Here is a 23027-nt window from a genome sequence, read left to right as displayed (position 1 = left end):
GATTCCCGAATGAGACGAACCCGTAGTACTCGTCGCGCACTGCTCGTCGCAGTCTGCCTCAGCCCCCTGATCGCCCTGGCCGCCTGGCAGGCCTATCCGTTCCGCAGCAACAGCTTCGATACCGTGAGCGTCAGCCGCGGCAGCATCGAGAGCAGCGTCTCGGCGCTCGGCACCCTGCAACCGCGGCGCTACGTCGACGTCGGCGCCCAGGCCTCCGGGCAGATCCGCAAGTTGCACGTCGAGGCCGGGGACGATGTGACGGAAGGCCAGTTGCTGGTCGAGATCGACCCCTCCACCCAGCAGGCCAAGGTCGATGCCGGCCGCTATTCGATCGAGATGCTCAAGGCCCAGTTGGCCGAGCAACGTGCCCAGTACACCCTCGCCCGCCAGCAGTACCAGCGCCAGCAGCGGCTGGCCGCCGGCGGCGCGACGCGTACCGAGGACGTGCAGAGCGCCCAGGCGCAGATGCTCGCCACCCAGGCGCGGATCGAGATGTACCAGGCGCAGATCCGCCAGGCCCAGGCCTCGTTGCGCAGCGACGAAGCCGAACTCGGCTATACCCGCATCTACGCGCCGATGTCCGGCACGGTGGTGGCGGTCGATGCGCGCGAAGGCCAGACCCTCAATGCCCAGCAGCAGACCCCGTTGATCCTGCGGATCGCCAAATTGTCGCCGATGACCGTCTGGGCCCAGGTTTCGGAAGCCGACATCGGCCGGGTCAAGCCCGGCATGCCGGCCTACTTCACGACCCTCAGCGGCGAAGGCCGGCGCTGGACCGGCAAGGTCCGGCAGATCCTCCCGGTGCCGCCCAAGCCGCTGGACCAGAGCAACCAGGGCGGCGGCAGCCCTACCAGCGGCAGCGGCGGGCAGAGCGGCAGCGGCCGGGTGGTGCTGTATACCGTGCTGGTCGACGTGGACAACGGCGACCACCAACTGATGGCGGAAATGACCGCCCAGGTGTTCTTCGTCGCCGCCACCGCGGAAAACATCCTCACCGCGCCGGTCGCCGCCATTCATGACGACGGCAAGGGCGGCCAGGTCGCCTGGGTGGTCGGCAGCAACGGCAAGCCGCAGAGCCGCCAGATCAGGACCGGCATCAGCGACCGCCTGCGGGTACAGGTGCTTGCCGGCCTGGAGGAAGGCGACCGCCTGCTGATGGCCGCTCCCGACGGCAGCGACAGTTGATGGAAAACGCCACGCACCCCGTCCCCCTGATCGAACTGCGCGACATCCGCAAGCGCTACGGCGGCAATGGCACCCCGGAAGTCGAGGTACTCAAGGGCGTATCGCTGTCGATCCACGCCGGCGAGTTCGTCGCCATCGTCGGCGCCTCCGGCTCCGGCAAGTCGACCCTGATGAACATCCTCGGCTGCCTCGACCGGCCCAGCTCCGGCAGTTACCACTTCGCCGGCCACGACGTCGCCGAACTGGACAGCGACGAGCAGGCCTGGCTGCGCCGCGAGGCATTCGGCTTCGTGTTCCAGGGCTATCACCTGATCCCCTCCGCCTCGGCCCAGGAAAACGTCGAGATGCCGGCGATCTACGCCGGCACCCCGGCGAGCGAGCGGCACACCCGTGCGCGGGCCCTGCTCGAACGCCTGGGCCTGGCCGAGCGCACCGCCAACCGTCCGCACCAGTTGTCCGGCGGCCAGCAACAGCGGGTGTCGATCGCCCGCGCGCTGATGAACGGCGGCCATATCATCCTCGCCGACGAACCCACCGGCGCCCTCGACAGCCACAGCGGCGCGGAAGTCATGGCGCTGCTCGACGAGCTGGCCAGCCAGGGCCACGTGGTGATCCTGATCACCCACGACCGCGACGTCGCCGCCCGCGCCAAGCGCATCATCGAGGTGCGCGACGGCGAGATCGTCAGCGACAGCGCCAACGACGAACGCCCGGCGCACCCGAGCGCCGGCGTCGAGCGCCACCTGCAGGCCGACGATCTCAGCCAGCGCCTCGCCGAGGGCAGCAGCGAACCCTCGGGGGCCTGGCGCGCCGAACTGCTGGAGGCGGTGCGCGCCGCCTGGCGGGTGATGTGGATCAATCGGTTCCGCACCGCGCTGACCCTGCTCGGGATCATCATCGGCGTCGCCTCGGTGGTGGTCATGCTCGCCGTCGGCGAGGGCAGCAAGCGCCAGGTGATGGCGCAGATGGGCGCGTTCGGCTCGAACATCATCTATCTCAGCGGCTACTCGCCGAACCCGCGCGCGCCGATGGGCATCGTCAGCAGCGACGACGTCGCCGCCATCGCCACCCTGCCCCAGGTGAAGAAGGTCATGCCGGTGAACGGCGGCGAGCTGGTGGTGCGCTACGGCAACATCGACTACCACGCCTACGTCGGCGGCAACAACACCGACTTCCCGGAAATCCTCAACTGGCCGGTGGCCGAGGGCAGCTACTTCACCGAGCGCGACGAAGACGCCGCTACCACGGTCGCGGTGATCGGCTACAAGGTGCGCAAGAAGCTGTTCGGCAGCGCCAACCCGATCGGCCGCTACATCCTCATCGAGAACGTGCCGTTCCAGGTCATCGGCGTGCTCGCCGAGAAAGGCTCCAGTTCCGGCGACAAGGATGCCGACAACCGCATCGCCATCCCCTACTCCGCTGCCAGCATCCGCCTGTTCGGCACGCGCAACCCCGAGTACGTGATCATCGCCGCCGCCGACGCCCAGCGCGTGCACCAGGCCGAACGCGCCATCGACCAGTTGATGCTGCGCCTGCACCGCGGCCAGCGCGACTACGAGCTGACCAACAACGCGGCGATGATCCAGGCCGAGGCGAAGACCCAGAACACCCTGTCGCTGATGCTCGGCTCGATCGCCGCGATCTCCCTGCTGGTAGGCGGGATCGGCGTGATGAACATCATGCTCATGACCGTGCGCGAACGCACCCGCGAGATCGGCATCCGCATGGCCACCGGCGCCCGCCAGGGCGATATCCTCCGCCAGTTCCTCACCGAGGCGGCGATGCTCTCGGTGGTCGGCGGCCTGGCCGGGATCGCCCTGGCCCTATGCATCGGCGGCGTGCTGCTGCTCGGCCAGGTCGCGGTGGCCTTTTCCCTGTCGGCCATCGTCGGCGCCTTCAGTTGCGCGCTGGTCACCGGACTGGTGTTCGGCTTCATGCCGGCGCGCAAGGCCGCCCAGCTGGACCCGGTGGCCGCCCTGGCCAGCCAATGACGGACATGTCCATGAAGAATCTTTCCCTGATTTCCGCCTGCCTGCTGCTCGGCGCCTGCGGCAGCACGCCGGCCCCCCTCGACAGCGGCCTGGCCGCGCCCCCTCAGTGGCGCTACCTGGCGGCCGGGCGCAGCGATGCCAGCGACATCCGCCAGTGGTGGAAGGCCTTCGGCGCGCCGGAACTGGACAGCCTGCTGCAACGCGCCCTGCTGAACAGCCAGGACCTCGGCGCGGCGGTGGCCCGCGTGCGCCAGGCCCAGGCCTCGGCGGTGATCGCCGGCGCGCCGCTGCTGCCGGAGCTGAATGCGACGCTCGGCGCCAGCCGGCAGAAACTCCTGCGCGGCTCGGGCTATAGCGGTACCGACGCGACCTCCGACAACGATGCCGTCGACTCCTTCTCCGCCGGCCTCAGCGCCAGCTACGAAGTGGACTTCTGGGGCGGTCGCCGGGCTGCCTACCGCAGTGCCCTGGAAAGCCTCAAGGCCAGCGAGTACGACCGCGCCACGGTAGAGCTGACCCTGCTCTCCGGCGTCGCCAACAGCTACCTGCAGGTATTGGCGCTGCGCGAACAGCAGCGCATCGCCAGGCTCAACCTGGACAACGCCGAGCACGTCCTGCGCCTGGTGGAGACCCGCCATGCCGCGGGCTCGGCCACCGCCCTGGAGGTCGCCCAACAGAGCAGCCTGGTCGCCAGCCAGCGCAAGCAGCTACCGCTGCTCGAGCAGCAGGCCCATGAGGCGCTGATTACCCTGGCCACCCTGATCGGCGAGCCGGTGCAGGCGCTACAGGTGGCCGAGCGACCTTTCGACAGCCTGCGCTGGCCGGAGACCGGAACGGGCCTGCCGAGCGAACTGCTCAGCCGCCGTCCCGATATCGCCAACGCCGAAGCGCAACTGGCCGCGGCCCAGGCCGACGTGCAGGTGGCGCGCGCGGCGCTGTTCCCCAAGCTGACCCTGAGCGCCTCGCTGTCGTCCGGCGCCAACCGCGCCGCCGACACTTTCCGCAACCCCTATTACAACCTGGGCGCCAACCTGCTCGCCCCGATCTTCAACCACGGCCGCCTGCGCGCCGAGCGCGACCGCAGCCTGGCGCGCCAGGAAGAACTGCTGGAAACCTACCGCAAGGCGATCCTCACCGCCTTTGCCGACACCGAACGCTCGCTGAACAGCATCGACGGCCTCGACCGCCAGTTGCACTGGCAGCAGCAGGAGCTGGAGCAGGCGCAGCGCGCCTTCGATCTCTCCGACAGCCGCTACCAGGCCGGCGCGGAAACCCTGCTGACGGTCCTCGAAACGCAACGCACGCTGTACGCGGCGCAGGATGCCGCCGTGCAACTGCGACTGGCCCGCCTGCAGGCCTCGGTCGGCCTGTACAAGGCCCTCGGCGGCGGCTGGCAGAGCGACCGCCAGGGTCTCGCGCGGAAAGACTGAGGCCCGCGTTGCGCGGGCCTCCTCCATCCTTACTCGCTCTTTCGCCGTTCAGCGCCTGAGCTGGTCGCGCGCCAGCTTCAGGTTGCGCGCGTACCAGGGCCGCCGCGGCGCACGCTTGAGCCAGCCGCTCAGCTGATCTTCTTCGCTGAAGATGATGCGCAAAGCCAGCTTCATGGTTTCCACGTCCAGCTCCACCGAGTTGCTGCTCGCCTGGACATCCGAAAGCCCGCATCCATGGGTCGCCGGGCCCAGCCAGGGATCGCCGACCTCGACCCATCGACCGGGCGCGAACCATTGGATGCCCTCCACTTCGCGGCGCTGCACTTCGCCAGGATGGAAACGCTCGTGGGCGCGATACCAGTCCTCGATGCGGTCGTCGATCCAGCCGTGGAACGACCAGAACACCGGATTCACATGGGAGGAAAACGGGTCGCCGAGGAAGTCGTTCTCCGGGCGGAACCAGCGCGGGGCGAAATCGGCCGGAAAACGGTCGGTCATGACCGGGGCGCCGTTGGAGGGGTCCCTCGTCACCGAGGCCCAGCGCATATGCAGCCAGTCATGCATGCCCAGCTCCAGCTCCGAACCGAACTGGCCGAGGGTCAGCTTCGCCAGGTACGCCGGGTCCTGGTACTGCGATTCCCAGACCAGGAAATTGGCATGGTAGGCCTCGGCGCTTTTCAGGCCATGCAGCCACTCGCTGTACTCGTCGTCATCCACTGCCACCCAGGCCGGAGGCACGGAAAACCCGTCCGGATTGTCGAAGTAACGGATGAAGCCGGGACGATCGTACTCCAGCGGCACCACAGGTCGCGGCAGACGCTCCCAGGACGGCAGGTCCTGCATGGAACGCGCGGTATGCAGCATGTGCCGGTGCATGAAAAAGAAGTCGATACCCGAGGCGTTGCGATCCTTGCGCGGCCCTCGTGCATCGCGTTCGCGGTCCAGCGGGCCGGGCTGCCAACCGACTCCGCGCAGCGCATTGCGTTGTTTTTCCGAAAGCCGATGCCATTTGTCCCGCGAAGCGTGCCATAGCTGGTGGAACAGTCGGTGCTGCGGCGACACCAGCCAACCGAGAAGTTTCTCGTTGAGCACGATGCGCTCATGGGCCAGAGGGAAGTGGCGCTTTACCGCAACGAAGCGAAAATCCTCGTTCGGCGACAGCGGCGAACGCTCCAGGCGCTGTATGCGTCCGCTCAGGGTTCCGTCGCCCGCGTTCGCATAGTCTGCCCAGACCTCGTCGAACACCGCCGAGCAATCGTGAGTCGGCGCCACGGAACCGCTCGCCTGGTCCACCAAACGCCAGCGGATGCTTGCAGAACTGGCTCCGAGCAAGTCGCCAAGCACACGAAAGCGCGGCGGCTCCGCCGCGAGGAGACGTTCAGGAGTATCCAGGTAGCCAATCAGGCCGCGCCCCTTGGGTGCCACGTCCAGCACCAGTTGCAAGCCCTCCCGAGGCAGCCCGGGCAGTTCGGCATCGCCGCCTACCAGGCGCAGGTCCCATAGACCGCGCAGGCGGTCGCCCAGTCGTATGCCATCGGTAGCCGCCAGGTCGAGCGAAGCCTCGTCAGGCGTCTGCGGCTCCTCTTCGCGGGTCAGATGACGATGTGTGTAGTAAGCCACCGGCAGCGCCGCCGCCCCGGTAAGGGCCAGGCCCGCCATGAATCCGCGTCGAGAAACCGTCATCGTCCTACCTGTATCAACCGTGAAGCTCGCTTTATCCAGCTAGAACGTTCCTTCCGTCGGCAAATTTACCGCCCACATGCCGTTCCACAGGCAACTCGACAATCCCTCCCGCGGCGCTAAATTTTCCCGCTCCGGCCTCGTCCCACCCTGACAGGTGAGTCCGCTTCGGCAGACGCTCATCCGCGCTTTCGATCTCGAACCTGACTGGGACGGCAATGACTAGAACACGCACACGCAAGGCCCTCTACCTCGGCTTGCCGATCTTCCTCATCCTCGTCGGCGGCGGCCTGCTGGCCTGGAAGACCTTCGGCCCGAGCGAAGCGGGCTACCCGCGCAAGGTCATGAAGCACGCCGAGGAGTTGCATGAGCGCATCCTCTCCTTCGATAGCCGGATCACCATCCCGCCGGACTTCGGCACCGAAGGCAACGAGTTCGACAAGGACGGACCGAACCAGCTCGACCTGGTCAAGGCGGGCCGCGGGCGCCTGTCCGGCGCTGCCCTGGCGATCTTCGGCTGGCCGGAGATGTGGAACGGCCCGAACGCGCCGCACAAGCCGACCCCAGGATTCGTCGACGAGGCTCGTCACCAGCAGGAAATTCGTTACAAGATTCTCACCGGCATGGTCCGCGACTTTCCCAACCAGGTCGGCATCGCCTACTCCCCCGAGGACTTTCGCCGCCTGGCCATGGAAGGCAAGTTCGCCATCGTCATGAGCATGCTCAACGCCTACCCGCTGGGCGACGACCTGTCCCAGCTGGACAAATGGGCCGCCCGCGGCGTGCGCATGTTCGGCTTCAATTATGTCGGCAACAACGACTGGTCCGACTCTTCCCGTCCCTTGCCGTTCTTCAACGACACGGCGGATGCCCTGGGCGGCCTCTCCCCGCTAGGCAAGCAGGCGGTCGAACGGCTCAACGATCTCGGGGTGATCATCGACGTCTCGCAGATGTCGACCAAGGCCCTGGAACAGGTCGCCGCCCTCAGCCGAGCGCCCATCGTCGCCTCGCACTCCGCGCCACGTGCCCTGGTGGACATCAAGCGCAACCTCAGCGACCACGAGATGCAACTGATCAAGGACAGCGGCGGCGTGATCCAGGTGGTCGGCTTCCCCGCCTACCTGCGTCCGCTGAGCAAACCGACCCTGGACAAGCTCAACGCCCTGCGCGCGCGCTTCGACCTGCCGCCCCTGGAAGGCCTGGACTATGCGCTGATGCCGGGCGATCCGATCATCACCATCTGGCCGGAACAACGCTTCGGTGAATACGCCAGCGCCCTCTACGGCATCCTGGAGGAGGAGCCCAAGGCCGGCCTCAAGGAACTGGTGGACGCCATCGACTACACGGTGAAGAAGGTCGGCATCGACCACGTAGGCATCAGCTCGGACTTCAACGACGGTGGCGGCGTGGACGGCTGGAAGGATGTCAGCGAAATCCGCAACGTCACTGCCGAACTGATCACCCGCGGTTATTCCGATGCCGACATCGCCAAGCTCTGGGGAGGCAACTTCCTGCGCGCCTGGGGCGAAGTGCAAAAACGCGCCAAGCCGACAGCTACCCCCTGACCACGCCGCAACGGACCTCCCGATGAACGACCGTCGTACCTTTCTCAAGCAGGCCGGCATTCTCGCCGCCGGCCTGCCGCTGCTTTCCGCTGCCCAGTCGCTCCGCGCCGAAGGCGCACCGAGCGACGCCGGCAATAAATGGAAAGCGCTGCGCCAGCAATTCGATCTCGACCCGCAGTATCTGCACTTCGCCAACTTCCTCCTCACCTCCCACCCTCGGCCGGTGCGGGAGGCCATCGAGCGCCTGCGGGTCCGCTTCGACCGCAACCCGGGCGAAGCGGTGGACTGGCATCGCGAGGAAATCTGGAAATACGAGGACGAGGCTCGCGCCTGGGCAGGTCGCTACTTCGCCGTGCAACCTGGCCAGGTGGCGCTCACCGGCAGCACCACCGACGGCCTGGCGGCGATCTACGGCGGCCTGCTGGTGCAGCCGGGCAAGGAGATCCTGACCTCCTCCCACGAGCACTACTCCACCTACACCACCCTGGAATACCGGCACAAGCGCATGGGTACCCAGGTCCGCGAGTTCCCGCTGTTCAAGGACCCGCATCGGGTTTCCGCCGACGAGATCCTGTCCAGCATCGCCGCTCAGATCCGCCCGCAGACCCGGGTGCTGGGCATGACCTGGGTGCAGTCGGGCAGCGGCGTGAAGCTGCCGATCCGCGAGATCGGCAAGCTGGTGCGCGAACTCAACCAGAAGCGCGACGAACAGGACCGGATCATCTACGTGGTCGACGGCGTGCACGGTTTCGGCGTGGAAGACGTCAGCTTCGCCGACTTCGACTGCGACTACTTCATCGCCGGCACCCACAAGTGGCTGTTCGGCCCGCGCGGCACCGGGGTCATCATCGCCCGCTCGGAACAGCTCCAGGAGCACCTGGTGCCGAGCATCCCGACCTTCTCCCGCGCCGACAACTTCGGCACCCTGATGACCCCTGGCGGCTACCACGCCTTCGAACATCGCCTGGCCCTGGGCACGGCCTTCGAGCTGCACCTGCAGTTGGGCAAGGCCGAGGTCCAGGCGCGTATCCACCAGCTCAACGCCTACCTCAAGCAGCGCCTGGGCGAGCATCCCAAGGTCCGCCTGGTCACGCCGACCAGCCCCGAGCTGTCCTCGGGCTTCACCTTCTTCCGCGTCGAAGGCCGCGATTGCGAGGCGGTCGCCAAACACCTGATGGCGCACCGGGTAATCAGCGACGCCGTGGATCGCGATGTCGGCCCGGTGGTGCGCCTGGCGCCGAGCCTGCTGAACGACGAGGCGGAGATCGACCGGGTGCTGGAAATCCTCGCCCCGCAACTCGCCTGACCCCTTTCGCCACTCAACGAGAACCGCCATGCACGCATTATCGCCCCTGGCCCTGGCCGCACTGATCATCGCCACCGCCCCCGCCTTCGCCGACGAAGCGAAGAAGCCCGGCACGGTATTCAAGGATTGCAAGGACTGCCCGGAGATGGTCGTGCTGCCCGCCGGCAGCTTCACCATGGGCACTCCGGACGACGAGGTCGGCCGCCAGCCCGACGAGGGCCCGCTGCACGACGTGACCTTCGCCAAGCCGTTCGCCATCAGCCGCTACCAGGTCACCGCCGGCGAACTGGACGCCTACCTGAAGGCCACCGGCGTCAAGCTGGCCGACGGCGATACCCGCCCCGGCCGCGAATGCATCGCCGGCAAGCCGCGCTACCAGCAAGGCCCTCGCCAGCCGGCGGTGTGCGTCGACTACAACGACGTGAAGAACTACGCCGCCTGGCTGTCGAAGAAGACCGGCAAGCACTACCGCATGCTCAGCGAGGCCGAGCGCGAGTACGGCGCCCGCGCCGGCAGCGCCGGCCCCTTCCCCTTCCCGTTCGACGAAGGCAAGGAATACAGCATCGCCAAGCACGCCAACACCTACGGCGCCAGCGATGGCTACAACTTCACCTCGCCGGTGGGCAGCTTCCCGCCCAACGCCTTCGGCGTCTACGACATGCACGGCAACGTCTACGAGTGGGTCGCCGATTGCTGGCACGACCACTACAACGGCGCGCCGAGCGACGGCAGCGCGTGGATGGAGGACAAGTGCGAGCTGGTGCAGATCCGCGGCAACGACTGGGGCGAGCCGCCGATCTTCTCGCGCTCGGGCAACCGCAACAATGCGGCCCCCAGCGACCGCGGCGACTGGATCGGCTTCCGCGTGGCGCGCGAACTCTGATTCAGAATGAAGAAGGCCGGAGCGACGACACCGCTCCGGCCTTTTCGAACCCCTCGAAGGAACCGGGTTCAGAGCTTCTCGGCGAGCAGCACCAGCCCTTCGTGCAAGGCCGGGAACAGGCTGTTGTTGAAGTTGTTCCAGCGCAGCTCGAGGATGGTGTCGTCGGGTGAAATCTCCGTTTTCAGCACATCATGGAACACTTCGCCGGAATCGATGCCATTGTCCACATAGTGGAACGATGCTCCGGTCCAGTACAGCGGCTCGACCGCGACCTTTTCCATGGTCGCCCAATCCACCACCTTCTCGCCCCGCGCTCCATACAACGCGTCCAGGGTCGCATAGGCGCCACGACGCTCGTAAGGCGAGTCCTCGCGCGTCACGCCAGGATGGATATTCATGATCCGCCGTGCGAACGGAGCGCCCGGGCGTACCAGCTCATCGAGGATGACCAGGAGCCCGTCCAATACCACTACATCGGCGCCCAGCTCCACCAGGGTGTCATGCAGGCGTCGCTCGAAATCGCTCTTGCCGGCCACATGCTCGGGCGTACCCCGCGGGTACCGACGGTAGGTGGACGGCACGCTGAGCAAGAGGTCGTTCAGGGTCTTGCCTTGCACCTGCAGGTCTGCCGGATAGAACCATTGCTGCCCGGGACGATAGGCGAAACCGTAGTCCTTGATTTTTCCCTGGTCGCGAGGCAGCTCCGCGTCGTCGTCGTAGATCACGCCCACGAGCTCGTAGGCATCGCCCAGCGCAGTCTGGTTCAGCGCCTCCACCAAGGACTCCAGTACCGACTTCATGTACCGCTGTTCGCCCTTGTACGGCACGTACTGGCCGGCCTTGTCGGCCGCGGCGTTTCTCAGGGACCAGATATAGGCCAGTTTCCTTTTCGTCATTTCATCATTCCCAGGAGTGGATCGAGCGCCAGAGGAAGGCAGCGCCATGTCGAATCGAGGCGCGCGTCGACCTGCAACGGGCGGGCGCGACACCTCTTCCTGATCTGCAACGAACGGCATCGCCTGCAATTTACGTGGAAGAACCTACGCCCCGCCGAACGCCGCTAAATACCGGGCATCCTGCTTCGTCTGTCTGCAAGGAGGCCGAGACGGGTGACGCATGCTCCTGGAGCCGGTCGCCGTCCGCATTCGCAGTGCCGCAACGAAAGCCTGCGCCAGGCCACCCCACTCAACCGTCCCATGCCTACCGGCCCAGCCGGGAGCGGCCATGGAACGATCCTGGGACCCCACCGACCTAGTACATCCGGGAAGCAACTATGACCAATCCCAAGCGCGGCGCCATTCGCGAACTGCTCGCCCTGCTCAGGCCCTTTCGAGCGATCGTGGCCGTCTCCATAGCACTGGGCATGGCCGGCGGCCTTGCCATCACCCTGCTGCTGGCCAGCATCAACAACGCCTTGCACTCGGAAAACGGCCTCGGCCAAGGCGTACTGCTGTCGTTCGGCGGACTCTGCCTGCTGGCATTGGTCAGTTCGATCGTCTCCGACATCGGTACCAGCTACGTCGGCCAACACATCATCGCGAAGCTGCGCAAGGAACTCGGCGAGAAAGTCCTCTCGGCGCCCATCGAGCAGATCGAGCGCTACCGGACCCACCGTCTCATTCCGGTACTGACACACGACATTGACACCATCAGCGACTTCTCCTTTTCCTTCACCCCACTGGCCATCGCCCTGACCATCACTTTCGGTTGCCTGGGTTACCTCGCCTACCTATCGGTCCCGATGTTCCTGCTGACAGTCGTCGCCATCGTCATCGGCACGGCAGCCCAGTACCTGGCGCGCTCCCGCGGTTTCAAAGGGTTCTATGCCGCCCGCGATCTCGAAGACGAATTGCAGAAGCACTACACCGCCATCGCTTCGGGCGCGAAGGAACTGCGCATCCACCGCCCCCGTCGCTATCGCATGCACACCGGCCGCATCAGCGAAACCGCGAACAACATCCGCGACCTCCACATCAGCTCCATCAATATATTCATCCTGGCCAAGACCTTCGGCTCGATGCTGTTCTTCGTGGTGATCGGTCTGGCGCTTACGCTCCAGGCCTACTGGCCTTCGTCCAATCCGGCCGCCATCACTGGCTTCGTGATGGTCCTGCTGTACATGAAGGGACCACTCGAACAGGTGGTGACCATCCTTCCCATCGTCAGCCGCGCCCAGGTCGCCTTCCAGCGGGTCGCCGAACTTTCCGAGCGTTTTTCCTCTCCCGAACCCCATCTTCTGCTCAGCGAACAGGAGGCCCCGGACAAGACCGTCGACAGCCTGGAACTGCGCGACGTTCGCTACAGCCCCCCCGCCGTCGAAGGCAGCGAACCGTTCCATCTGGGCCCTATCAATCTGCGTATCGCCCAAGGTGACATCGTCTTCATCGTCGGCGAGAACGGCTGCGGCAAGACGACCTTGATCAAGCTGCTGCTCGGCCTCTATCGCCCGCAGTCCGGCGAGATCCTTCTCAACGGAGAACCGGTCAGCGCGGAGACCCGCGACGATTACCGCCAGCTCTTCAGCACCATCTTCGCCGACTACTACCTCTTCGACGACCTGGTCCAGGGCAAGCAGGCTTCGTTGCAGAACGCGACCCAATATCTGCAACGCCTGGAAATCGCCCACAAGGTCAGCGTCATGGACGGAAACTTCAGCACCACCGATCTCTCCACCGGGCAGCGCAAGCGCCTTGCGCTGATCAATGCCTGGCTCGAAGAGCGGCCGGTCCTGGTCTTCGACGAATGGGCCGCAGACCAGGACCCGGCTTTCCGCAGGGTCTTCTACACCGAACTGTTGCCGGACCTGAAGCGCCAGGGCAAGACCATCATCGTGATCAGCCACGATGATCGCTATTTCGAAATGGCGGACCAGTTGATAAGGCTCTCGGCAGGCAAGGTCGTCAAGGAAACCGAGACGGCGTGAAACTTTTTCATCCGGTTTTCCGTGGGTAAAACGTCATACTAAGAGAATTGAGAAGCGATCTCATTTATTCGCAACTTGCCAACCTAAGAAGAGCAATCACCCATGCCAGCACCACACGGTCTCAGTCCTCTGAGTAAGGCGTTTTTGATGCGCCGTGCCTTCCAACGCAGGATGCTTCCCCACTCGCTCGCCATGGCCCTGAGCCTGCCGCTGGCGGGATATGTCCAGGCGCAGGAAGTCGAGTTCGACATCCCTCCCCAGGCGCTGGGCAGCGCACTCCAGGAGTTCGGCCGCCAGGCGGATATCCAGGTGCTGTATCGCCCGGAAGAGGTCCGGAACAAGCGTAGCAGTGCGATCAAAGGCAAGCTGGAGCCGAACCAGGCGATTACCGAGCTGCTTCGTGGCACCGGCGCATCGGTGGACTTCCAGGGCAATGCGATAACCATCAGCGTCGCCGAGGCGGCGGACAGCAGCGTCGATCTCGGCGCCACCATGATCACCTCCAACCAGTTGGGCACCATCACCGAGGACAGCGGCTCCTATACGCCAGGCACTATCGCCACGGCGACCCGCCTGGTCCTGACTCCGCGCGAGACGCCCCAGTCGATCACCGTGGTCACCCGCCAGAACATGGACGACTTCGGCCTCAACAACATCGACGACGTCATGCGCCATACGCCGGGCATCACCGTCTCGGCCTACGACACTGACCGCAACAACTACTATGCCCGCGGCTTCTCGATCAACAACTTCCAGTACGACGGGATTCCCTCGACGGCCCGCAACGTCGGCTACTCCGCGGGCAATACGCTCAGTGACATGGCCATCTACGACCGGGTGGAAGTACTCAAGGGGGCGACCGGCCTGCTCACCGGTGCGGGGTCCCTCGGCGCCACGATCAACCTGATCCGCAAGAAACCTACCCATGAATTCAAGGGCCATGTCGAACTGGGCGCGGGCAGTTGGGACAATTACCGCTCCGAACTGGACGTCAGCGGCCCGCTGACCGAGTCCGGCAACGTCCGCGGCCGGGCGGTAGCCGCCTACCAGGACAAGCACTCGTTCATGGATCACTACGAGCGCAAAACCAGCGTCTACTACGGCATCCTCGAGTTCGATCTGAATCCCGACACCATGCTTACCGTCGGCGCCGACTATCAGGACAACGATCCCAAGGGATCGGGCTGGTCGGGCAGCTTCCCGCTCTTCGACAGCCAGGGCAACCGCAACGACGTCTCCCGCTCCTTCAACAACGGAGCCAAGTGGAGCAGTTGGGAACAGTACACCCGCACCGTCTTCGCCAACCTCGAGCACAATTTCGCCAACGGCTGGGTCGGCAAGGTGCAGCTCGATCACAAGATCAACGGCTACCACGCGCCCCTCGGCGCGATCATGGGCGACTGGCCAGCACCGGACAACAGCGCCAAGATCGTTGCGCAGAAGTACACCGGCGAAACCAAGAGCAACTCGCTGGATATCTATCTCACCGGCCCCTTCCAGTTCCTCGGTCGCGAGCACGAGCTGGTGGTCGGCACCTCGGCTTCCTTCTCCCACTGGGAGGGCAAGAGCTACTGGAACCTGCGCAACTACGACAACACCACCGACGACTTCATCAACTGGGACGGCGATATAGGCAAGCCCGACTGGGGTACCCCCTCCCAGTACATCGATGACAAGACCCGCCAGTTGGGCAGCTACATGACCGCCCGCTTCAATGTGACCGATGACCTGAACCTGTTCCTAGGTGGACGCGTGGTCGACTACCGGGTAACCGGCCTGAATCCGACCATTCGCGAGTCCGGACGCTTCATTCCCTACGTCGGCGCGGTCTACGACCTGAACGATACCTACTCCGTCTACGCCAGCTATACCGACATCTTCATGCCGCAGGACAGTTGGTATCGCGACAGCAGCAACAAACTGCTCGAACCCGACGAAGGCCAGAACTACGAGATCGGCATCAAGGGCGAATATCTCGACGGACGACTCAATACCAGTCTCGCCTACTTCGAGATTCATGAGGAAAACCGCGCGGAGGAAGACGCCCTCTACAACAGCAAACCGACCAACCCCGCCATCACCTACGCCTACAAGGGAATCAAGGCCAAGACCAAGGGCTACGAGGCGGAAATCTCGGGTGAACTGGCGCCAGGCTGGCAGGTTCAGGCTGGCTATACCCACAAGATCATTCGCGACGACAGTGGCAAGAAGGTTTCCACCTGGGAGCCTCAGGACCAGTTGAGCCTCTACACCAGCTACAAGTTCAAGGGCGCCCTGGACAAGCTCACGGTCGGCGGCGGCGCCCGCTGGCAGGGCAAGAGCTGGCAGATGGTCTACAACAATCCCCGCAGCCGCTGGGAAAAGTTCTCCCAGGAAGACTACTGGCTGGTGGACCTGATGGCCCGCTACCAGATCACCGACAAGCTGTCGGCCAGCGTCAACGTCAACAACGTCTTCGACAAGACCTACTACACCAACATCGGCTTCTACACCTCGGCATCCTATGGCGATCCACGGAACCTGATGTTCAGCACTCGCTGGGACTTCTGAGCCCGGCTGCGAAAAAGAACGCCCCGCAATGCGGGGCGTTCTGCTTCTCGGCTACCCCACGCGCCCCATCGCCGAAGACGCCTGTCGGCACGACACCAAATGATTCCTGTACAGAAACAAAGAGCCCGCCTGAAGGCGGGCTTTGAACGGAACGGACCTGAGATCAGCGCCCGGCATACTCCAGGGCGGCCCGGAAGCTCTGCACAAACTCAGGGTGGTCGATGATCTTGTCGTGCCGGGTATCCAGCACCCGCACCGGTTCGACACGCTCAGCCCCGATCGCCTCGGCCATCGAGCGCTCCACCGCGCTCCGCTGGATGGCATTGGTGCTGCGCGCGGCCCACCAGAGGCTGACCTTCGCCGTCAGACGCGGGTAATCCATCGCTTTCAGGCGCTCGTCGAGGATCTGTTTCAACTCCCAGGACACTTCCAGTTCGTTGCTCTGTGCGATTTCGCTGCGCAGTGTCGCGAACTCGGCGCCGATCTCCGCTTCCGCCCAGTCGCTCATCCTCGTCCAGCGCTGCTCATCGTCCGTCGTGGCGGAGCAGATCGATGACCAGGCCCGTTCGATATGCTCGGCCCGCTCCGGAAACATGACACCGAGCAGTTCCACCCGCATCTCGGCCACGGATGGGTTCGGGACTGCCTCCGGCGTCGGCCCGATCTCGTTCCAGAACGCTTCGACCCTGACCGGTGCCGGCGCATCGATCCAGCCGACGAAGGCCACCTGCCGCCCACGCTGCTCCAGCCGGGCCGCGACATCCATCGCCAGGTTGCCGCCGAGCGACCATCCCGCCAGGTTGAAAGCCCCTTCGGGGTGCTCCTGCAGCAATTGCTCGGCGTATTCCGCAACCATATCGTCCCACTCCGGCACCTCGCGACCAGCGCCCAGCAGGGCACGGCAGACAACACCCTTGACCGGATGGCGATCCCGCAGCGCCATGGCGAGGGTCTTGTAACAGTGCACAGAGCCGAAACTCGGATGGAACATGAACAGCGGCGAACCTTCGCGCCTGCCGTTGAGCGGCACCAGCAACGACTCACGCGCCTGCCCCTCGATGCATGCCGCCTGTTCCGCGACGCTGGCATGGGTCATCAGTTGGCTGATGCTCAGCGTAGCCTGGCAGGTATCGCCGATCCGCTCCTTGAGCATCAGCAGCAACAACGAATGACCGCCCAGTTCGAAGAAGTTGTCGTCCAGGCCGACCCGTTCCACTCCCAGGATCTCCGCCCAGATCGCTGCGATGCGCTGCTCCAGCTCGCTACCGGGCGCTCGATAGGCCTGTTGCGACAGGCTCGCATCCGGTTGCGGCAACGCCTGCCGGTCGAGCTTGCCATTGACCGTCAGCGGCATCCGCTCCAGCAGCATCAGGTGCGCCGGCACCATGTAGTCCGGCAGGTGCCGCTTCAGCGACTCCCGCAGCGACTCCCGCAGACGCTCGGCATCCTCCGCCGAGTCCGCCACCACGTATCCCACCAGTTGCGTGCCGCCGACCCCGTCATGGGCCAGCACCACGGCATCGCGTACCCCGGCCAGACCGGCGAGCGCCGCTTCGATCTCACCCAGTTCGATACGGAAGCCGCGAACCTTCACCTGGTGGTCGATACGCCCGATGTACTCGATATTGCCATCCACCTGGAACCGCGCCAGGTCGCCGGTACGGTACAGCCGCTCGCCGGCGCCGCCGGGGAACGGGTTCGGCACGAAGCGGGTGGCACTCAACCCGGGCCGCCTCAGGTAACCGCGCGCCAAACCGGCGCGACCGATGTACAGCTCGCCCACCGCGCCGCGCGGCACCGGGTTCAGGTCACGGTCGAGGATGTACCAGGACAGGTCCGGGATGGTCCCGCCAATCGGACTGACCAGGCCACCCTCCAGGTCGGCTTCGCTCACCGGACGGTAGGTTACGTGCACCGTGGTCTCGGTGATGCCGTACATGTTCACCAGTTGCGGCTGGCGATCGCCGAAGCGCTGGAACCACGGCCGCAGGCTCTGCAGATCCAGCGCCTCGCCACCGAAGATCACGTAGCGCAGCGCCGGCTGCTGCGTCGCCATGTCGGCGGAACAGGCCACCGCCATCAGTTGCTTGAACGCCGACGGCGTCTGGTTGAGCACCGTCACGCCTTCGCGGCACAGCAGACGGTAGAAGTCTTCCGGCGAACGGCTCACCCATTGCGGCACGATCACCAGGCGCCCGCCATAGAGCAGCGCGCCGAAGATTTCCCAGACCGAGAAATCGAAGGCGTAGGAATGGAACAACGTCCACACGTCCCGCTCGTCGAAGCCGAACCAGGCCTCGGTGGCGCTGAACAGGCGCAGCGCGTTGCGGTGGGTGAGCAATGTGCCCTTGGGCTTGCCGGTCGAGCCCGAGGTATAGATCACGTAGGCCAGGTTGTCCGCCGATAGCGTCGGGAGCGGATCGCTCTCGGCATAGCCATCCAGCACCAGTCCGTCGATGGCCAGCACCTCCACCCCCGCCTGCCGTGGCAGGCGCTCGAGCAGATGCCCCTGGGTCAGCAGCAGCCGTACCCCACTGTCGTCGAGGATATGCGCCAGGCGCTCCTCTGGCGCCGCCGGGTCCAACGGCAGGTAGGCGCCGCCGGCCTTGAGGATCGCCAGCAAGCCGACCAGCATGTCCAGCGAACGCTCCAGCGCCAGCCCGACCGGCACGTCCGCGCCAACGCCGCGGGCGATCAGGCAGTGCGCCAGGCGATTGGCCCGCGCATTCAGTTCGCCGTAGCTCAGCCGTTGTTCGTCGAGGATCAGCGCAACCGCCTGCGGCCGTTGCCGCGCCTGTTCCTCGAAACGCTGCTGCAAGGTGCCCTGCACCACGCACTCGCGCTGGGCCGGGTTCCATTCGGAGAGGGTCTGCCGGCGCTCCGGCGCATCCAGCAGCGGCAACTCGCCGAGCCGCTGTCGTGGGTTGGCGACGATGCCGCGCAACAGGTTGCGCCAATGGCCGGCCAGGCGTTCCACGGTGGAGGCGTCGAACAGGTCGGTGGCATAGTCGAAGGAGGCCCAGATGCCGTTTTCGTCTTCCTGAATATCCAGCGTCAGGTCGAACTGCGCAGTCTGGCCGTCCCAGGCCAGGCCTTCCAGACGCAGGTCCTCCAACTGAACCTCGGGCGTCACCGAGCGTATCTCGCTCTGATGGTTGAACAGCACCTGGAACAGTGGGTTATGGCTGGCATTGCGCTCCGGCTGCAAGGCTTCCACCAGTTGCTCGAACGGCAGGTCCTGGTGCGCCTGAGCCTCCAGCGCGCGTTGGCGGGCCTGGGCCAGCAGCTCGTCGAAGCCCATCCGACCGTCCAGGTCGGCCTTGAGCACCTGGGTATTGACGAAGAAGCCGATCAGCCGCTCGGTCTCCACGCGGTTGCGATTGGCGATCGGCACGCCGACACGGATATCCGCCTGCCCGCTGTAGCGATACAACAGCGTCTGGAACGAGGCCAGCAACAGCATGAAACTACTGGCGCCTTCACGCTGGGCCAAGGCTCTCACGGCCTCGACCAGTTCCCGCGGTAGCTCGAAACCCAACTGCGCGCCACGATGGCTCTGCCGGGCCGGACGCGGCCGATCGAACGGCAACTCCAGCACCGGCTGCTCGCCGCCCAGCAGGCCGGTCCAGTACGCCAACTGGCGCTCCTTTTCCCCCGCCTCCATCCAGCTGCGCTGCCACAGGGCGTAGTCCGCGTACTGGATCGGCAGGGCCGGCAACACCACGTCGAGCCCTCGACTATAAGCGGCATAGAGCTGGACCAGTTCCTCGACCATCACCTGCATCGACCAACCATCGGACACGATGTGGTGCTGGACCAGCACCAGTACATGGTCGTCCTCGGCCAGTTGCAACAGGTTCACCCGCAGCAGCGGCTCCCGTTCCAGGTCGAATGGCTGCACAACGATGGCCTGTATCCGTTCGATCAGGCCTTCCTCACCGAACTGTTCCCGCTCGATGGAAACGCTAACCGCAGGTTGTACCTGCTGGTACGAACGCCCTCCCTCCAGCCGGAAGCGGGTACGCAAGGTTTCATGCCGCGCGACCAGGCTGTCGAAGCTGCGTTGCAAGGCATCCACGTCCAGCCGCCCGCGTAGGCGCAAGGCACTCGGAATATGGTAGGCCGCGCTTTCCGGCTCCAGTTGCCAGAGGAACCACTGACGCTCCTGAGCGAAGGACAGTGCCAACGGTTGCTGCCGATCGGCAAGCGGTATCGTCGAGACCGCATCCGTCGTGCGTTCCAATCCCTGGGCGAACGCTTCCAGAACCGGCCGCTCGAACAACGCCTTCAGGCTTGCGTCCAACTGCTGCTCCTGGCGAACCCGAGAAATCACCCGGGTAGCCAGCAACGAATGACCGCCCAGTTCGAAGAAGTTGTCGTCCAGGCCGACCCGTTCCACTCCCAGGATCTCCGCCCAGATCGCTGCGATGCGCTGCTCCAGCTCGCTACCGGGCGCTCGATAGGCCTGTTGCGACAGGCTCGCATCCGGTTGCGGCAACGCCTGCCGGTCGAGCTTGCCATTGACCGTCAGCGGCATCCGCTCCAGCAGCATCAGGTGCGCCGGCACCATGTAGTCCGGCAGGTGCCGCTTCAGCGACTCCCGCAGCGACTCCCGCAGACGCTCGGCATCCTCCGCCGAGTCCGCCACCACGTATCCCACCAGTTGCGTGCCGCCGACCCCGTCATGGGCCAGCACCACGGCATCGCGTACCCCGGCCAGACCGGCGAGCGCCGCTTCGATCTCACCCAGTTCGATACGGAAGCCGCGAACCTTCACCTGGTGGTCGATACGCCCGATGTACTCGATATTGCCATCCACCTGGAACCGCGCCAGGTCGCCGGTACGGTACAGCCGCTCGCCGGCGCCGCCGGGGAACGGGTTCGGCACGAAGCGGGTGGCACTCAACCCGGGCCGCCTCAGGTAACCGCGCGCCAAACCGGCGCGACCGATGTACAGCTCGCCCACCGCGCCGCGCGGCACCGGGTTCAGGTCACGGTCGAGGATGTACCAGGACAGGTCCGGGATGGTCCCGCCAATCGGACTGACCAGGCCACCCTCCAGGTCGGCTTCGCTCACCGGACGGTAGGTTACGTGCACCGTGGTCTCGGTGATGCCGTACATGTTCACCAGTTGCGGCTGGCGATCGCCGAAGCGCTGGAACCACGGCCGCAGGCTCTGCAGATCCAGCGCCTCGCCACCGAAGATCACGTAGCGCAGCGCCGGCTGCTGCGTCGCCATGTCGGCGGAACAGGCCACCGCCATCAGTTGCTTGAACGCCGACGGCGTCTGGTTGAGCACCGTCACGCCTTCGCGGCACAGCAGACGGTAGAAGTCTTCCGGCGAACGGCTCACCCATTGCGGCACGATCACCAGGCGCCCGCCATAGAGCAGCGCGCCGAAGATTTCCCAGACTGAGAAATCGAAGGCGTAGGAATGGAACAATGTCCACACGTCCCGCTCGTCGAAGCCGAACCAGGCCTCGGTGGCGCTGAACAGGCGCAGCGCGTTGCGGTGGGTGAGCAACGTGCCCTTGGGCTTGCCGGTCGAGCCCGAGGTATAGATCACGTAGGCCAGGTTGTCCGCAGATAGCGTCGGGAGCGGATCGCTCTCGGCGTAGCCATCCAGCACCAGTCCGTCGATGGCCAGCACCTCCACCCCCGCCTGCCGTGGCAGGCGCTCGAGCAGATGCCCCTGGGTCAGCAGCAGCCGTACCCCACTGTCGTCGAGGATATGCGCCAGGCGCTCCTCTGGCGCCGCCGGGTCCAACGGCAGGTAGGCGCCGCCGGCCTTGAGGATCGCCAGCAAGCCGACCAGCATGTCCAGCGAACGCTCCAGCGCCAGCCCGACCGGCACGTCCGCGCCAACGCCGCGGGCGATCAGGCAGTGCGCCAAGCGATTGGCCCGCGCATTCAGTTCGCCGTAGCTCAACCGTTGTTCGTCGAGGATCAGCGCAACCGCCTGTGGCCGTTGCCGCGCCTGCTCCTCGAAACGCTGCTGCAAGGTGCCCTGCACCACGCACTCGCACTGGGCCGGGTTCCATTCGGAGAGGGTCTGCCGGCGCTCCGGCGCATCCAGCAGCGGCAACTCGCCGAGCCGCTGTCGTGGGTTGGCGACGATGCCGCGCAACAGGTTGCGCCAATGGCCGGCCAGGCGTTCCACGGTGGAGGCGTCGAACAGGTCGGTGGCGTAGTCGAAAACGGCGCAAAAACGCTGCTCTTCGTCCGTCAGGTCCAACGTCAAGTCGAACTGCGCCGTCCGGCTGTCGAACTGCACGCTTTCCATCTGTAACTCATCGAAGCGGAATGCCTGGCCGTTGCCACGGGCTTCGCTCTGGTAGTTGAACAGCACCTGGAACAGTGGGTTGTGGCTAAGACTGCGCTCCGGCTGCAAGGCCTCCACCAGTTGCTCGAACGGCAGGTCCTGGTGCGCCTGGGCTTCCAGCGCGCGTTGGCGGGCCTGGGCCAGCAGCTCGTCGAAGCCCATCCGACCGTCCAGGTCGGCCTTGAGCACCTGGGTGTTGACGAAGAAGCCGATCAGTCGCTCGGTCTCCACGCGGTTGCGATTGGCGATCGGCACGCCGACACGGATATCCGCCTGCCCGCTGTAGCGATACAGCAGCGCCTGGAAGGAAGCCAGCAACAGGGCGAAGGCAGTAGCCCCCTCCTGCTGGGCCACGCGCCTGAGCGCCTGGGACAGATCAATATCCAGTTCCAGGATGAACTGGGCACCACGATGGCTTTGCCGAACCGGGCGCGGCCGGTCGAACGGCAACTCCAGCACCGGCTGCTCGCCGCCCAGCAGGCCGGTCCAGTACGCCAACTGGCGCTCCTTTTCCCCGGCCTCCATCCAGCTGCGCTGCCACAGGGCGTAGTCCGCGTACTGGATCGGCAAAGCCGGCAGCGCTACCTCGAGCCCTCGACTATAGGCGGCATAGAGCTGGACCAGTTCCTCGACCATCACCTGCATCGACCAACCGTCGGACACGATGTGATGCTGGACCAGCACCAGCACATGGTCGTCCTCGGCCAGCCGCAACAGGCTCACCCGCAGCAGCGGCCCACGCTCCAGGTCGAACGGCCGCGCGATCGTCGTCTCGACCTGCCGAGCGAGGGCGCCCTCCTCGAGCGGCCCCAACGCGACGATATCCAGCGGCAATGCCATGGATGCGGCGATCTCCTGGCGCGCCTCGTCGCCGTCGAGGCGAAAACGGGTGCGTAGGGTCTCGTGCCGCGCAACCAGGCTGTCGAAGCTGCGTTGCAGGGCATCCAGGTCCAGCCGCCCGCGTAGACGCAAGACACTCGGGATATGGTAGGCCGCGCTTTCCGGCTCCAGTTGCCAGAGAAACCACTGTCGCTCCTGGGCATAGGAGAGCCGCAGGGGCTCGCCGTCCTGGCGCTTGAACACTGGCGCGATCTCGAAGAGATTGACACCTTGCTGCTTGAGCAGGACAGCCAATGCCTTCCTTTCCTGGGGGGAAAGGGAGCCCACCTTCTCTATGAGTGCTTGCACGCTA

General features: G+C 65.4%; 11 protein-coding genes. 8 read left to right on the top strand and 3 right to left on the bottom strand.

Going from position 1 to position 23027, the window contains the following annotated elements:
• Positions 1 to 9: 9 nt before the first annotated feature.
• The 3 genes from pvdR to ompQ are packed head-to-tail and all read left to right on the top strand — an operon-like array spanning position 10 to position 4606.
• A complete protein-coding gene (pvdR, locus tag LE197_RS08440) occupies positions 10 to 1185 on the top strand; it encodes a pyoverdine export/recycling transporter periplasmic adaptor subunit PvdR (protein WP_003089547.1) in 1176 nt (391 codons plus the stop codon).
• Positions 1185 to 3176 carry a pyoverdine export/recycling transporter ATP-binding/permease subunit PvdT gene (pvdT, locus tag LE197_RS08435; protein ID WP_003122682.1) on the top strand — a complete coding sequence of 664 codons (1992 nt, stop codon included), beginning with the start codon at positions 1185 to 1187 and terminating at the stop codon, positions 3174 to 3176. Before pvdR ends, pvdT begins: the two co-directional genes overlap by 1 nt.
• Before the next feature lie 5 nt (positions 3177 to 3181).
• The gene (gene ompQ / locus LE197_RS08430) at positions 3182 to 4606 is read left to right on the top strand and encodes a pyoverdine export/recycling transporter outer membrane subunit OmpQ (RefSeq protein WP_003139294.1); all 1425 of its coding nucleotides are present in this window, start codon (positions 3182 to 3184) and stop codon (positions 4604 to 4606) included.
• A gap of 48 nt (positions 4607 to 4654) precedes the next feature.
• Here the strand turns inward: ompQ and pvdP are convergent, their stop codons facing one another.
• Complete coding sequence (gene pvdP / locus LE197_RS08425) at positions 4655 to 6289, bottom strand: pyoverdine maturation tyrosinase PvdP (protein WP_003139293.1); 1635 nt, start codon at positions 6287 to 6289, stop codon at positions 4655 to 4657.
• Between the two features lie 215 nt (positions 6290 to 6504).
• Between pvdP and pvdM the strand changes: the two genes are divergently transcribed.
• From pvdM to LE197_RS08410, 3 genes are read left to right on the top strand one after another with little or no spacing between them, the layout of a single operon-like run.
• The gene (gene pvdM, locus LE197_RS08420) at positions 6505 to 7851 is read left to right on the top strand and encodes a pyoverdine-tailoring dipeptidase-like protein PvdM (protein ID WP_003103610.1); all 1347 of its coding nucleotides are present in this window, start codon (positions 6505 to 6507) and stop codon (positions 7849 to 7851) included.
• Between the two features lie 22 nt (positions 7852 to 7873).
• Positions 7874 to 9157: a pyoverdine-tailoring periplasmic protein PvdN gene (pvdN, locus tag LE197_RS08415; protein WP_003122677.1), complete on the top strand. Its 1284-nt coding sequence runs from the start codon at positions 7874 to 7876 to the stop codon at positions 9155 to 9157.
• A 28-nt stretch (positions 9158 to 9185) separates the two neighbouring features.
• The gene (locus tag LE197_RS08410; protein WP_031692921.1) at positions 9186 to 10040 is read left to right on the top strand and encodes a formylglycine-generating enzyme family protein; all 855 of its coding nucleotides are present in this window, start codon (positions 9186 to 9188) and stop codon (positions 10038 to 10040) included.
• 68 nt (positions 10041 to 10108) lie between these two features.
• On the opposite strand, the gene pvdF is transcribed toward LE197_RS08410, so the two are convergent.
• Positions 10109 to 10936, bottom strand: a complete 828-nt coding sequence (gene pvdF, locus LE197_RS08405; RefSeq protein ID WP_031692920.1) for a pyoverdine biosynthesis hydroxyornithine transformylase PvdF — start codon at positions 10934 to 10936, stop codon at positions 10109 to 10111.
• Between the two features lie 377 nt (positions 10937 to 11313).
• On the opposite strand from pvdF, the gene pvdE reads away from it, so the two are divergent.
• Both pvdE and fpvA read left to right on the top strand, forming a co-directional pair.
• Complete coding sequence (pvdE, locus tag LE197_RS08400) at positions 11314 to 12963, top strand: pyoverdine export ABC transporter PvdE (RefSeq protein WP_003103601.1); 1650 nt, start codon at positions 11314 to 11316, stop codon at positions 12961 to 12963.
• A gap of 102 nt (positions 12964 to 13065) precedes the next feature.
• The gene (gene fpvA / locus LE197_RS08395; protein ID WP_073646983.1) at positions 13066 to 15513 is read left to right on the top strand and encodes a ferripyoverdine/pyocin S3 receptor FpvA; all 2448 of its coding nucleotides are present in this window, start codon (positions 13066 to 13068) and stop codon (positions 15511 to 15513) included.
• Positions 15514 to 15676: 163 nt separating this feature from the next.
• On the opposite strand, the gene pvdD is transcribed toward fpvA, so the two are convergent.
• A complete protein-coding gene (gene pvdD / locus LE197_RS08390; RefSeq protein WP_226033976.1) occupies positions 15677 to 23023 on the bottom strand; it encodes a pyoverdine non-ribosomal peptide synthetase PvdD in 7347 nt (2448 codons plus the stop codon).
• Positions 23024 to 23027: the final 4 nt, after the last annotated feature.

The sequence above is a fragment of the Pseudomonas sp. PS1(2021) genome (genome assembly GCF_020405165.1).
Classification (GTDB): Bacteria; Pseudomonadota; Gammaproteobacteria; order Pseudomonadales; family Pseudomonadaceae; genus Pseudomonas; species Pseudomonas aeruginosa.
The sequence above is the reverse complement of the archived record's forward strand: the minus strand, read 5'-3'. Positions and strand labels throughout refer to the sequence as shown.